The 13,643-nt window shown below is 64.2% G+C and carries 11 protein-coding genes; 4 read left to right on the forward strand and 7 right to left on the reverse strand.

Annotation, left to right across the window (positions count from 1 at the left end):
- Window positions 1-14 precede the first annotated feature (14 nt).
- From JN22_RS08305 to JN22_RS08330, 6 genes are all read right to left on the reverse strand, one after another.
- Entirely contained in the window at window positions 15-959 is a 945-nt protein-coding gene (locus JN22_RS08305) for a UDP-glucuronic acid decarboxylase family protein (RefSeq protein ID WP_085553517.1), read from the reverse strand.
- Window positions 960-978: 19 nt separating this feature from the next.
- Window positions 979-1,974 (reverse strand): glycosyltransferase family 4 protein, encoded by a 996-nt coding sequence (locus JN22_RS08310; RefSeq protein ID WP_223677631.1) that lies wholly within the window; start codon window positions 1,972-1,974, stop codon window positions 979-981.
- A 291-nt stretch (window positions 1,975-2,265) separates the two neighbouring features.
- The gene (locus tag JN22_RS08315; RefSeq protein ID WP_085553519.1) at window positions 2,266-3,627 is read right to left on the reverse strand and encodes a glycosyltransferase family 2 protein; all 1,362 of its coding nucleotides are present in this window, start codon (window positions 3,625-3,627) and stop codon (window positions 2,266-2,268) included.
- Between the two features lie 41 nt (window positions 3,628-3,668).
- A complete protein-coding gene (locus tag JN22_RS08320) occupies window positions 3,669-4,061 on the reverse strand; it encodes a hypothetical protein (RefSeq protein ID WP_143268220.1) in 393 nt (130 codons plus the stop codon).
- Window positions 4,058-5,563 carry an NTP transferase domain-containing protein gene (locus JN22_RS08325; protein ID WP_179166088.1) on the reverse strand — a complete coding sequence of 502 codons (1,506 nt, stop codon included), beginning with the start codon at window positions 5,561-5,563 and terminating at the stop codon, window positions 4,058-4,060. Before JN22_RS08325 ends, JN22_RS08320 begins: the two co-directional genes overlap by 4 nt.
- A gap of 200 nt (window positions 5,564-5,763) precedes the next feature.
- On the reverse strand, window positions 5,764-6,909 hold the full coding sequence (locus tag JN22_RS08330; protein ID WP_143268221.1) for a glycosyltransferase family protein: 1,146 nt from the start codon (window positions 6,907-6,909) through the stop codon (window positions 5,764-5,766).
- Between the two features lie 255 nt (window positions 6,910-7,164).
- Here JN22_RS08330 and JN22_RS08335 point away from each other — a divergent pair, with 255 nt between their 5' ends.
- The 4 genes from JN22_RS08335 to JN22_RS08350 all read left to right on the forward strand — a co-directional run bounded on the left by JN22_RS08335 (window position 7,165) and on the right by JN22_RS08350 (window position 12,777).
- Window positions 7,165-8,496: a tetratricopeptide repeat protein gene (locus JN22_RS08335; RefSeq protein ID WP_085553522.1), complete on the forward strand. Its 1,332-nt coding sequence runs from the start codon at window positions 7,165-7,167 to the stop codon at window positions 8,494-8,496.
- 92 nt (window positions 8,497-8,588) lie between these two features.
- Window positions 8,589-10,628: a hypothetical protein gene (locus JN22_RS08340; RefSeq protein ID WP_085553523.1), complete on the forward strand. Its 2,040-nt coding sequence runs from the start codon at window positions 8,589-8,591 to the stop codon at window positions 10,626-10,628.
- Window positions 10,629-10,684: 56 nt separating this feature from the next.
- Complete coding sequence (locus JN22_RS08345) at window positions 10,685-11,932, forward strand: galactosyltransferase-related protein (RefSeq protein ID WP_085553524.1); 1,248 nt, start codon at window positions 10,685-10,687, stop codon at window positions 11,930-11,932.
- A complete protein-coding gene (locus JN22_RS08350; RefSeq protein ID WP_085553525.1) occupies window positions 11,929-12,777 on the forward strand; it encodes an alpha-1,2-fucosyltransferase in 849 nt (282 codons plus the stop codon). Before JN22_RS08345 ends, JN22_RS08350 begins: the two co-directional genes overlap by 4 nt.
- 10 nt (window positions 12,778-12,787) lie before the next feature.
- On the opposite strand, the gene JN22_RS08355 is transcribed toward JN22_RS08350, so the two are convergent.
- A complete protein-coding gene (locus tag JN22_RS08355; RefSeq protein ID WP_143268222.1) occupies window positions 12,788-13,618 on the reverse strand; it encodes a hypothetical protein in 831 nt (276 codons plus the stop codon).
- Between the last annotated feature and the right edge of the window lie 25 nt (window positions 13,619-13,643).

Below are 13,643 nucleotides of genomic sequence, written 5' to 3' on the forward strand. Positions count from 1 at the left end.
CGTGGAAAGGAGGATCAGATAAAGCCCCGAAAGTAGGGAATCGCTCGCGCCAATCCTTCTTCCAATGGAATGGTCGGCTGCCAGCCCAGAACATTCTTGGCCCTGGTAATGTCCGGGCGCCGTTGCCTGGGATCATCCTGGGGCAGCGGCAGATGGACGATCCGCGATGAGGAGCCGGTCAGGCGGATCACTTTCTCCGCCAGTTCCAGCATGGTGAACTCACCCGGGTTGCCGATGTTGATCGGGCCGGTGATGTCCGGCCCGGTCGCCATCAGGCGCAGCAGCCCTTCGACCAGATCGTCGACGTAGCAGAAGGAGCGGGTTTGGCTGCCGTCGCCGTAGATGGTGATCGGCTCGCCCTTCAGCGCCTGCATGATGAAGTTGGACACCACGCGCCCGTCGTTGGGGTGCATGCGCGGGCCGTAGGTGTTGAAGATGCGCGCCACCTTGATCTCCAGCTTGTGCTGGCGGTGGTAATCGAAGAACAGCGTCTCGGCGCAGCGCTTCCCCTCGTCGTAGCAGGCACGCGGGCCGATCGGGTTGACGTTGCCCCAATATTCCTCGGGCTGGGGGTGCACCGCCGGGTCGCCGTAGACCTCCGAGGTCGAGGCCTGGAGAACCTTCGCCTTCACCCGCTTGGCCAGCCCCAGCATGTTGATGGCGCCGTGCACGCTGACCTTGGTGGTCTGGACGGGGTCGAACTGGTAGTGCACCGGCGAGGCCGGGCAGGCGAGGTTGTAGATCTCGTCGATCTCGAGATAGAGCGGAAAGGTTACATCGTGCCGCATCAGTTCGAAATGGGGATTCTGCAACAACGGCAGCACGTTGTCACGCGTGCCGGTGAAGAAGTTGTCGACGCACAGCACGTCGTTTCCGGCGGCCAGCAGCCGCTCGCACAGGTGGGAGCCGATGAAGCCAGCCCCACCCGTCACCAGAACCCGTTTGCGCAACCCCGGCATGATCGTGTTCTCTTTCTTGTCAGACGGCACAGGCGGCCACGAAGGATTCGGCGAACTTGCGCCATGTCCGCTCACCCTGGATCAAGGCGAGCGCGCGATCGGCCCGCGCCTTGGCCTCGGCCCGGTCCCGGTGGATGGCCTCCAGATGTTCGACGACCTCCTCGACGGAGGATTCCATCCAGTCGGTGCGCTTGCCCTTGGGGTTGGACGTCGGCGCCTGCCGGGTGAGTGCCCAGCAATTGTCGGGAGTGGTCGGGTCGGGGCGGATCAGGTCGAGATGGCCGGTGTTGGCCGACAGGATCACCGGAACGCCACAGCCCATCGCCTCCATGGCGACGAGGTTCGTCGCCCCCTCGCAGCGGTTGGGGAAGACGGCGGCGTGGCAATCGGCCAGGATCGGCGCGATCTGCCCGCGCCCGAGGAAGCCCAGATCGACAAAGGCGTCCGCCGGGACACCATGGCGCAGCGCCCAGTCGGTGATCTTCAGCCGTCCGTCGCTGCCGATCTCCGGCGGGGCTTCGATCAACGGGGATTCCGCGATCCCCTGTGACAGGGCCGGCCAGGCGTTGTGCCAAGCGGTGACCAGCAGGGCCTCGGGGTGGCGCTGCTGAAAGATGCGGAAGGCGGTCAGGACGACGTCCTGCGCCTTGCGGAACTCCAGCTTGCCACCGGAAAAGACCACGAAGCGATCGCCAAAACGCCCGGAGCCTGGCATGGGCCCGATCTCGCTCGGATCGATGCCCTGAAGCGCCACCCCGACGTTGGTGATGCCTTGGTCGGCCAGGAGGCGCCGGTTGTAGTCGGAATGAACCACCAGCCGGTCGTAGCTGCGGGCCCGTTCCAGCACGGCCGCGTCGAACAGCGTGTCCTCATAGGCGATGACGCCGATGTTGGCGCGCCCGCGGAAGCGCTCCGAGGCGGGGCCGGCGACGAAGCCGTTGCCCAGCGCGTGCAGCAGATCGAATTCCTGGAGCAGCAGCGTCTTGCCCGGATGCTGCGCGGCCAAGGCGGTCACGCGCTGATACCCTCCCTCCAGCGTCTGGAGCCTTTGCCGGTTTTCCGGTCGAAGCGTGCCCATCGCCGGCTTTTCCAGCAACAGAGGGGTGCGTCCCTGGTCCATCAGAAAGAGCGCCGTATGGACACCGACCAACCCCCATCCGTGAATTTCCGTAAGCTGCCAAGTGAGGGCCAGATGCTGTGACACGGTTTCTTCCTAACGGCACGGGAACTGGAAGTGGAAAGGGCGACGAGGCGCACCCTATCGGGGTGCGTCGGCCGCTTCAACAGCTTCGCGTCCTCGGCAAACTCACAAGGCCGGGGGTGTGTAGGCAACCATCCGGGGGCGTCCGTCGGTGATCAGCGGCGGCCCGCTCCACGGCTCCGACAATTTGTCGCGGAGGACGCGCAGGCGACGGCGGATGTAGAGTTCGGTCGCCACCCAGCGGTCTCCCGCCAGCAACTGGCTCGGCCCGCCCTGTTCGGTGGCGGCCTTGCTCTTCAGGTAGACGTCCATCGCATTGCCCGGCCGGATCGTGTAGTGCACCGTCGGAACCGATGTGCGCGCGCAGATGAAGAAGCTTTCCAGGCAGCGGCTGTAGGCGACGTCGTCGGAGGTGTTGGGAAAGAACATTTCGGCCTCCGGGAAGCCGCCGACGAAGCGGTGGCATTCCAGCCGGACAGCCATGTTGCAGGGGTAGGTGTTTTCGGACTGCGTCCGGAACTCCACCGAGATGTCCGCGTCGATGCCCTGGAAGTGCTTTCCCGTCCGGACATAGCCGGCATAGGGATGGCGGTCGAGGGCGTCGACGCAAAGGTGGATGTGAGGCTCGAAATAGAAGTCGTCGGCATCCAGGAACCACAGGTACCGCCCGGTGGCGGTGGCGGCGCCCAGGTTGCGGGACCACCCGGCGCCGATGTTGCGCGGATTGGTCAGCAGGGTGACATCGACACCGGGCTCGTCCTGTCGCCGCGCCCAGGCCAGGGCGACAGCCGCCCCGCCATCCGTGGAATTGTCGTCGACGACAGCGATGCGGAACCGGCCTGCATCCCCGCTCCGGTCGCGATGAAAACGGATGGAGTGGACGATGCTGTCGAGCGACCGCTCGATGTAGTCCGCCATGTTGTGCATGGGGACCACGATGGTGCCGACGAAACCTTGATCGTCGCGGTCGTGCGCCTGGGCACGCAGGAAACGCGCCATGCCTCCGCGCTTCTCATCCGACACCTGGCCGGGGGCGATGCGGGACAAAGCCACTTCGGCTCCTTCCAGATCGCCCTCCACCCCAAGCGCGGTTGCCAGGGCCAGCCATGCCTGGGGTTGATCCGGACGGACGCGCAGGATGGCGCGGCACAGGGCGGCGGCCTCTGCGTAACGCTTCTCGTCCACCAGGTGGCCGATGGAACCGAGGGTTCCGCCGACGACGAAATCTAGATTCTGGATCAGGGCCGGTTCACCGGGCCGCAAGCGAAGAGCGCGCCCAATCTGCGCCAGGGCGGCGGCGAGCTCGTTCTTGCGGTACAGCGCGAGTCCCAGAAGCTGGAGCGCGTCGACATGGGCCGGGAAGGCGGACAGGATGGCATGATGGAGAGCGCAGGCCACATCGTGATGGCCGGCACGGTAATGGCCGATGGCTTCTGTCAGGGCGCGGTGTGCGGTCTCTTCATCCATGATGCCGCTCGAACTCCGGAAATCTGGGCCGGCAATCCGTATCACAGCGTGGGGTCGATGGTGAAGGACACCCCTCCCAGGCCGGCATCGCGCGGCACCGCGACCGCGTGCGCGGTGATGAGGCCGGAAGGCTTCGTGTCGTTGATCAGGACACGCTCACCCGGCGGCAACCCAAACAGCGCGGCGGAATGCCGCAACCCCCAGCGCTCCAGCGCGGCCAGGGTGGCGGCGCGCTCATGCTCCTTGCGGGCGGACACGACGATGATGGTGTCGTCATCGGGAATGCGCGCCCAGAACTCCCGCACCCCCGGCAGCAGGCTGTCGCCTTCGGGTCCGAGATGGCCGTTGTGCCGGACGATCACGCCATCCACATCGATGAACCAGGCCTTGGGCAGCGGGCTGAGGTGCAACGCCGGGACATCGTCCGCGCTCACGACAGAGCCTCTTCTAGCAACAGCAAGCCGCGATAAAAGGCTCCCAGGACCGAATCCACGTCGTCCGTGGCATAGCCGGTCAGCGACAGCCAGATCAGCGCGTGGATGATGCGCAGGTCGCGCCTGCGGTCACCCAGCGCCTCGTCGATCAGGCGGGTGTGCTTGCTCCACCCGCTGTCGACCAGGAACAGGTCGGCGTGGGCGCCGGCGACGCGCAGGGCGAATTTCTTGCGGTTGAAAGCGTCGTAATCACCGGCGACCGAATAATAAAGCTTGGCCCAGTCGTACATCGGATCGCCGTACAATTGGCTCGAACCGAAATATCCGCGCGGATCGATCAGCCAGACCTTGCCATCCGCCCCGACCAGCGTGTTGGAAAAGGTCGGGTCACCGTGGATCAACCGGAACTCCGCGCACCCGAGCCCGGCGACGATCCGCTCCAGCCCGTCCCGATGGTCGGGATGCAACCAGTTGCGGCAGCGCAGACCGTTGATGGTCAACTCCGGCTCGCCGAAATTGGGGATCAGGGGGGCGGTGCTGTCCACCCGCTCCACCGTTTTGGTCCAGTAATTCTCCCGCAGCGCTTCGGAGGCTGCCGGGGCGGAACCCAGCGCGTGCAGGTCCGACAGGGCGCCGACGATCCGCTCGAGCACGCCTTCACGACCGTCAAGGAGGGCATAGGGGTGGCGCCCGTCGATCCGCCGGATCGTGAAGGGGTCTTCCGACAGCAGATCCGGGCAATGGCGGTATCCCAGAGCCGAAACCGCCTTGTACCAGCGGGCTTCCTTGTCCAACAGATGGGCGTAGCGTGGATCGCGGGCGACCTTGGTGACCGTGTCCGATCCGATCCGGACCTCGTTGAAGAAGCGCGCCGTGCCTTGAGATTGGCGCAACTGTTCCAGGCTGGAGATCTCCCCCAGTTCCCAAACGTCGCCCAGCGTCGCCGTGTCGAAGGGCGCTCTGGTGCCGGCGAGCCAGCGGACGAACTCGCCGTTCCGCGGCACGTCCGCCAAGGCGGCGCTGTCGGGGAAGCGGAACAGGCCGATCACCCCGGTGTCCGCCGACGCCTCCTCGACCAGTCCGCGCTCACCCTGATGGGACCAGCGGCAACGGATGCGGTCGGACAACGCCACGACCGGAAGGGAGCTGTCCGGCAGTTCGGGGGCGGAAAAGAGGAACAGGTCGCTCCACACCAGCAGGAACGGATGGCCGGAGGGCACATGCTCCATCGCCTGGGCGATGCCGGCACAGGTGCCGGTGCCCTCCGCGCGAACCAGCGTCACCTCCACGGGAGGCGGCACGGTCGCCACATACCGCTCCAGGACGTCGAACAGATGATCGCCGATGACGATGAACTTCGTCGGCTTCATCAAATCGAACAGATGGTAGAGCAAAGGCCGCCCCAACACCGGAACCAGACATTTGGGTTTGTTCCATGTGTTGCTCTGCAGGCGCGATCCCTTCCCGCCGGCCTGGACGACGACATAATCGATGGTGGTCATGGGATCCATTGGGCGATCAGGAAATTCCGGCGCGTACGCTATCGTCCGTCTCCACACCCGTCAACCGGCAACCCCCTCACCGCTTCCGGCCATTTTCATCAAAGGAAAATGGCATCCTCGTCATCCGACGGCCGATCCTGTTCACAAGCCTGTGATGGAGAGACCGATCCTCCACGGCAAACCAGTCCCGATGAGCAAAATCAGCCTTCGGCGAGGGCGCTGAAGCCATGCTTGATCCGTGACAGCAATGCCGTGCGCACCGCTGTGATCACCGGAGCCCAATCGCCTTCCCTTTCCTGTCGGAACAAGGTGGCGGCGCTGTACCAGCGACTCTGGTTCCCCGCCTCGATCCAGCGCCAGTCACAATGTTGACGGAGCAGAATGAAAGTTTCCTTTCCCATCGCGCAGCTCAAATGCGCGACACCGCAGTCCGGCGTGATGACGAGATCGAGGGTCGATATGATCGCAGCGGTGTTTTCAATGTCATACACGCCGAAGTCGGCGAAATTGCCCGGCATTGGAACATCGAACATCTCGCTTTTTGCGGTGTTGCCCTGCAGACCGATGAAAACGGCACCCGGGACGTCGAAAAGCCCTGACATGGCTGCGAGCCCGACCGAACGCTTGTCGTTCTTGTCCAAGGCCGACCAAACGATGCCAACATGGGGAGCGTCTGTGCGGCGGACGACGGATCGCCACTCCCTGCTGCGCTGGGCATCCATGGGGATGTATTCGCCAAGCGGTTCAATATCCGCCGTCTTCAGGCCAAGAAGAATCGGCAGGTATAACAGATCATGGATTGCGTCGATATGGATCCCAGAGAAATCCTCGACCACCTGGATGCCCTTCAGGATGGTGCATTGACGGATGAGAGAGGAAAGTCGGCGTGGAACGCTCAGATGTATTTCTGCCGCGTAGGGTTTGGCCTTTTCGATGAACCTCAGGAACTGGAACAGGTCTCCCATGCCGTTGCTGTTGAAAATCCCGAGACGGAGAGGCGGGCTGCCGGGTGTCCATGGTTTGGGAGTGTCGGCAACGCGGTGCCGTATGCTCCAGGCCCGGTCATAGTCACCGGCGAAGAGGTGAGCAAGAACCAGTTGGTTGTATGTGTTGGAATTGGGCGTCAACGCCCATGCCATATCGGCGCTCGTGACAGCCAAATCCGGCAAGAACGCGTTGTGCATAAAATGATAGGCCGCATTGTGAAGAGCCCCGGCGATGCCAATCTTAATGTTTTCAGGAATATTTTCTCCAAAAATCTTGTGGATCATTAGGGAATATTGAAAAACATCATAATGATTTTCACCGGAAATTGCCGAATTGAGCTTCCCGATCAGATCATTCACGCTGGAAATATCCATTTTTCCCTACGCAGTGCGTTCGAATGAACGCCGGAACATTGGCTAGGGTCGCTATAAAGGGTTTTCTTAAGCCGGGACAAGGATCCTTCGCTGCCGGTCGAAACATGCGGGCAGGACAGGAAAACGGCTGCCCATTGCGCGCCGCGCATCAGGGGATTTATGGTCGGCCCGTCGACCATGCGAAAAACGGTTCCGCCAATGCCGGACAGACACCCACCTCCTGTCACCGTACAGGACTTCATGATGCTGGCCGACGCCGCCCAGACCGAAGGACGCGCGGACGCCACCATCGGGCTCTGCCGGAACGCCCTGGCGCTTGAACCGGCCTATCCAAACGCTTATGCCGGCATCGCCATGGCGGGCTTCCAACAGAACCGGGATCATGGTCAGGCCGCCACCATGCTCGACCGGGCTATTCGCCTGGCCGGCCCGCATCCCCGCCTGTTGGCCATGCTGAACGGGATGGTGTCGTCCGGCACGCTGGAAATTCCGGCCCTTGCCCGCACCGGGCGCCGGGTGGAGGCGAGGGCGCTGACCGACAGCCTGCTGCAGATCTCCTCTCCGCTCGACGAGGGCACCGCCAGGCTGGTCGACCAGTTTCTCGCCAGTCAGGCTCCGATGGAACGGTTCGTGGAAAGCCTGCGTGCTCAGATCGCGCAGGCCCGGCCGGATTTGGCCCTGAACCATCATCGGATCGTCATCCTGTATGGTGGCATCGGCGACCAGATCGCTGTCCTGGGTTTCCTGGCCCATCTCCACGCGCGCGATGGCATCCCGTTCCTCGTGGTTGGAACCCCGAACAACCTCGGGCTCGCCGCCATGTATCGGGGGCCGCACATCGGCGCCACCGCCCTCATGCACGACACGATCAATCCCTGGGGGTTTCCGCTGTTCATGCGGTTCGAGGCGGGGCATGCCTTCCTGCCTTGGATCCCCCTGCACTTCACCAGCGAGCAGTTCGCACAGGAGGGCGGCGGCAACAAGGTCGATTTCTACCGCCGCGTGCTTGGGGTCGGGATGGACACTCCCATTGCAGCTCCCATTCCCCATCCGGATTCCGTTGCCCGGGCGCGGGAGCGCTTCGCCGCGCTTGGCGTGCCGGCCGGGCGGACGGTCATACTGGGACCGCATGCCAACACCATCGGATCGCTGCCGGAATCCTGGTGGATCGAAGCGGCCCGCTGTCTGCGTGACGCCGGCTTTGCCGTTCTGGTGAACGGCGCCAACAACGCCCGAAGCTTCGACCACCACCGGAACCGGGCAAGCGGCACGGTGGCGGGCATCGATGGCATCGAGATCCACATTCCTCTCGACGAAATGCTGCCCTTCACCGCCCTGGCCGGCCATTTCCTGGGGGTGCGCAGCGGCCTGTGCGATCTTCTCGCCTTCGCGGCCGCGCGGCTCGTCATTCTCTATCCGGCGGAACGAAAGGACGGCGACCTGTCCCCGGCCTTCGGCGGCCCCGACGGTTTCGAGAGTGTGCGGCGCTGCTACCGACCAGCCGATTGCGTTGAACGGACGGTCGCCGTGGATCAGCCCTTTTCGCACGAAGTGCTGGGTGGCTGGCTTTAGCGGCTTTCGCCCGAAGATCGACCATTGCAAACAGCAGTGCCTGCTCTACAAGACGAACATCCTCTTTCTTTTTCCGGTGATTGGCGAGCCCCATGCCTGCAGACATCGACGGCCTTCTGCGCCAAGGCGCGTCTGCCCTCGGCGATGGCCGGCAGGACCGGGCCGAGGCGTTTCTGCGACGGGCCTGTGAGTTTGCTCCCCTGCGCTGGGATGCGTGGCGAGCGCTTGGTCTGACGCAGATCGCCGCCGGGAATGGGCGGGAGGCGTGTCGGGCATTGGTGCGGGCGCACCGTCTGCTGCCCGGTTCCATCGCTGATGATGTCACCGTATTCCAGAACTCCGGATTGCAGGCTCTGGCCGATGCTGTTCGGAGGAAGGCGTGGGACGACGCGGCGATGATCGTGGAAGCCTTCGCCATCCTGTTCGAAAATTCATCGGACCGGAGGGGCGCCGTGGAGCATGTGGCGGTGACCGCCGGTGCGCTTGGGGACATGATCGCGGCCAGCGGACAAGTCGAGGCAGTGGTCCGCGTCCATCGTGCCCATGCCGAACTTCGGCGAGGCGAGGCGAGGGCCGTGATGACATTGGCCCTGGCCCATCTCCAGGCCGGTCATCTGGTGGCCGCCGCGCATCTCATGGCCCAGGAGGCCGAACACGCCACGGGGGCGTGGCGGTTGACCGTTGCGAACACCGCGCGCCTTCGTTTTCCCGAGATGCTGGACGCTGCGCGGCGGGCACTCGCCGATGACCGGCGCGTGGCGATGGTGGCATATGAACGGCTCGCCGCCTTGGCCACGGCCATCGGAGAAGCGTCCGGACCATTGGCCATGTTCGCGACGGTGGCAGCCCAACTGGCAGCCGGGACCGCCGGTCATGATGCACTGATCCGATTGGAGGCGGCGGCAGCGGCCCATTCAGGGCATGTGTGGCTGGAACGTCGGGTGTTCGACCGCGCGGTCGATTGCCTGAACACGGCTTTCAATCTGCGCGCCGATCCGAACGACAGCGCCGCCTTGGCGGCCGCCCACCTGGGCATCGCGCAGGAACGGCTGATCGACTCGCTCCGGGCCTTGCTGAGCGCCGGACCGGGCCGCCTGCCGGATCCCGCACGGCTGGGCATGGCCGCCGGCCTTTCCGAACTGCTTGACCGCTCCCTGGCGCTTCCCCTGAACTCGGAGGTCAACCGGACGCAGCTCTGGGCCAGACTGTCCAGCCTGGAGTCCTGGCGCCGCTATGCTCTGGTCGCCGGCCGGCATCCCGACCATCCCCCGACATCGGACAACCCCGCCCTGCGCTTGCGCCCCGCGCCCATCGCACCGCGGCGTCGCGTTTACGACTGCTTTCCCTTCTTCAACGAATTGGACCTGCTGGAACTGCGCCTGACGGAACTGGACGCAGTCGTCGACCGCTTTGTCCTCGTCGAGGCCGACTTCACCTACACCGGGCATTCCAAACCCTTGTATTTCGCAGACAACCGGGAGCGTTTCGCCGCTTGGGCCGACAAGATCGTCCACGTCGTCGTCCGGGACGATCCCGGAGGCTTCACGTGGCGCCGGGAATCCCATCAGCGGGATGCGATCATGCGTGGCTTGGAAGGCTCCCGCCCCGAAGACATGGTCCTGGTCACGGATGTGGACGAAATCCCCCGGCCCGAAGTGCTTGAAATTCTGTGCGACGGCCATCAGGACTTCGATCAGCTCTTCACCCTCGAATTCGATCTTTATTATTATCGCCTTGATCTGAAAGCTTCGGAGAACTGGCGCGCCGCCGTCGCGACTCCCCGCCATCTCCTTGCTGGCATCGGCGCAAACGCGGCGCGTGCGCTTGCCCGCCAAGGGGGCGGGCACATCATTCCCCAGGCCGGCTGGCACTTCACCTGGATGGGGGGGGCAGCCCGCTTCATGGAGAAGATGCGTGCCTACTCCCACCAGGAGCAAGCCAGCCTGTTCGACCGGGGGGCAGGGGAGCATGCCGCCCGGCTCGAGAAGCTCTTCGCCTCGGGAGATTGGGAGCCCGCCGACATTCCTGGCCTGCGCACCGGGTTGCAGCGGGTTCCGATCGGAGACAGCCATCCTCGCCATGTTCGTGACCAGACCGGTCATTACCACCGGTTGGGATGGTTGGCGTCATGACACGGACGCTTCCCTCGCTTCGCCGACGTGTTCGCACCGCTTGACCACAGGATCCCATGCCGACCTTTGACGAAGCTGTCCAGATCGCTCTCGGGCATCACCGCGCCGGCCGGCTGGCCGAGGCCGAGGATGTCTACTCCCGGATTCTTCAGGCCGTTCCCGGGCATCCGGACGTGCTTTACAATCTGGGATTCTCCCAGCAGATGCAGGGCAAGCTGGTGGAGGCGGCGGCGAGCTACCGCGCGCTGCTGACCCGGAATCCAGCCGCCATCCAGGCGCACGCCCGGCTCGGCGACGTGATGTTCTGGGCCGGACGGCTCGGCACCGCGCTTGACCATTACGAGACGGCGGTCGGCCTCGCTCCCGCCGACGAGGGGTTGCGCCAGGGAATGGCGCAGATCGCCGGCATCCAGGCCCAGCATCGGATGCTGCGCGACCTCCTTCTTCGCGGTGAGAAGCTCGATCTGCGCGACGTCACCTTCATGATTCCCTGCCGGATCGAATCCCCGGACCGTCGCCGCAACCTGCGTGTCCTCGTCTCCTACCTGCGCAAGCACCTGCACACCAACATCCTGATCTGCGAGGACAACCCCCAACAACGGGATGTTCCCGGCATCATGGCGGAGTTGGGCTTCGCCGAGGCCGACTACGGCTACATCCACCTCGACGGCAACGACTCGTCCTTCACCCACAAGGCCAAGCAGATCAACGTCATGGCCGAGGTGGCAACCACCCCCATCCTGGTCGTCCAGGACACCGACGTCGTGGTGGAACCGACCCAGTATGTTTTTGCCCAGCATGCCGTGCGTGGCGGAGCCGCTCTCGCCTGCCCGTTCAACGGACTGTTCTTCGACATTGCAGCCGAGTACGTCGCCGGGGTCGAGCGTCACCTGTCGGTCGGTCAGGTGGACCTGTTCGACCCGCGCAACCCGATGCTCTACAAGAACTCCTATGGGGGTTCGGTCTTCTTCGCCCGTGACGTCTTCACCCGGTTGGGCGGTTTCAATGAGAATTTCATCTCCTGGGGCTGGGAGGATTTCGAGATCTACCGGCGCCTGGAGAAGCTGGGGGAACGGGTGGAGAGGATGTGGGGCCCCTTGCTGCACCTCAGCCACGCGCGAGCCACCAACTCGGTCAAGCAGAATCCCTGGTACGATCACAACACCGCCGAATACGAGCGCGTGGTGGGAATGACGAGGGACGGGATCCTGGCGGACATCGCCCGCGGCGCCTTCCGCCGCCGCCTGGTCAACCGGGCCAGCGTGCCGATCCCGGCGGGCGCAACGGAAGGAGGACGGGCATGATCATCGTCCGCCTGTCCGACGGGCTCGGCAACCAGATGTTCCAGTACGCCTTCGGCCGTGCCCTGTCGGTGCGCCGGGGCGTTCCGCTGCGCCTCGACCTGTCCGCCTACCAGCGGGAGCGCAAGCGGGTCTATGGGCTGAACCAGTTCCTGGTCGTGGAGGATTTCGTCACCGAGGAGGAACTGCTCCAAACCATCCCCCGCCCGCTTGATTCCGCTTTGCCCTGGTGGGACCAGCCGGTCGTCAAGCAAGCGCATTTCCATTACGACGCGGACGTCGAGCGTGTTCCATCGGCCGGCTACTTCGTCGGCTATTGGCAGTCGGAGCGCTACTTCGCCGACGCCGCCGACCTGATCCGGCTGGAATTCACCCCCCGGCAGCCGTTGAGCGGCCCCAATCTCGACGTTGCCCGGATGATGGCCATGCGCAACGCCGTCAGCCTGCATGTCCGGCGGGGCGATTACGTCAGCGACCAGACGGTCAACGCCCTGCATGGTGTCTGCTCGCTCGATTATTACCGCCGGGCCGTCGCCCATGTGATGGAGCGGGTGGAACGGCCGGAGTTCTTCATCTTCACCGACGATCCCGACTGGGTCCGCGCCAATCTGGCGCTCGGCGCACCGGCCTATCTGATCACCCACAACGGCAACGCGCCGGTGGAGGATCTGCGCCTGATGTCGTTGTGCCGCCACCACATCATCGCCAACAGCAGCTTCAGCTGGTGGGGAGCGTGGCTGGCCGGGCGCCCGGGGCAGATGGTGTGCGCGCCCCGGCGCTGGTTCACCGGCTACCCGCACGACACCCGTGATCTGACGCCCGACCGTTGGCTGCGGCTGGACGGATAGCCGGCCGGGTTCAGCCCGGTACCGCTCCGTGACCGGCATCGGGCAGAGCGTCCGTGCGCGGCCCGAAGACCTTCTCGATCAGCGTCTCCCGCGTCAGGTCGGGGCTGCGCTTGTGCCAATGCAGGCTGATGTAATCGGCCCGATCCGGCTGTATGCCTTCGAGGTCGACGACGTTGCCCCAGCGCAGCCGCTTGATGACGATTTCGTTGGGATGCCAGCGAAGGCAGAAATTGAAGTAGGTCTCGTATTCCGAGGCGCCGGACTCGCCACGGCTTCCGGGCGGAACGCAGTCGAGGAAGATTTTCCAGAACGGTCCCCGCTTGTGGGCGTTCTGAACCATTCCCATCAGTTCCAGCAGCCAGGAGCGGGTGAACATCATGCAATGCGTGATGCCGGAATGAATGAACCCTTTCTGGAGCGATGGGTGAAGGTTCGCCATGTGCTCGAAATAGGGTGGATGGAACTCGAAGCCGAAATTGAAGAGGACTCGGCCATCCTCGATGAAGTTGCACGGCCGCAGGAAGACCGTGTCGGCATCGATGACCAGGTAGCGTTCCGAACAGTCGGGATTCACGAACGGGAAATAGAATTTGACGAGCTGCTGGAAATACCAGCCGGCGCGATCGCCGATGCCCAACGTCTGCCGGATGTCGGCGATGCTGAAAGGCAGTTTAGCCTCGTCGAAGAAGCGCGTTCCCGGAACACCGGGATCCACTGCGGAAACGATATAAATATTCCGGGCTCCGGTCACGAATTGGCGGGCGGCCCGCGCGCAGATCTCCGCCAATTCACGATCGTTCGGTCCGACAGGAATAAGGATATCGACTGCGCCCTGCGTCACGGTCTTCTCCGGATCGGGTTGAAGG

It is taken from the genome of Azospirillum agricola, assembly GCF_020005195.1.
Taxonomy (GTDB): Bacteria; Pseudomonadota; Alphaproteobacteria; order Azospirillales; family Azospirillaceae; genus Azospirillum; species Azospirillum agricola.

What these genes read in the sequence shown, in the direction of transcription:
- JN22_RS08350 (WP_085553525.1), top strand. Translation starts at nt 11,929, where the DNA reads ATGATCATCGTCCGCCTGTCCGACGGGCTCGGCAACCAGATGTTCCAG.
- JN22_RS08305 (WP_085553517.1), bottom strand. Translation starts at nt 959, where the DNA reads ATGCCGGGGTTGCGCAAACGGGTTCTGGTGACGGGTGGGGCTGGCTTC.
- JN22_RS08325 (WP_179166088.1), bottom strand. Translation starts at nt 5,563, where the DNA reads ATGACCACCATCGATTATGTCGTCGTCCAGGCCGGCGGGAAGGGATCG.
- JN22_RS08335 (WP_085553522.1), top strand. Translation starts at nt 7,165, where the DNA reads ATGATGCTGGCCGACGCCGCCCAGACCGAAGGACGCGCGGACGCCACC.
- JN22_RS08345 (WP_085553524.1), top strand. Translation starts at nt 10,685, where the DNA reads ATGCCGACCTTTGACGAAGCTGTCCAGATCGCTCTCGGGCATCACCGC.
- JN22_RS08315 (WP_085553519.1), bottom strand. Translation starts at nt 3,627, where the DNA reads ATGGATGAAGAGACCGCACACCGCGCCCTGACAGAAGCCATCGGCCAT.
- JN22_RS08340 (WP_085553523.1), top strand. Translation starts at nt 8,589, where the DNA reads ATGCCTGCAGACATCGACGGCCTTCTGCGCCAAGGCGCGTCTGCCCTC.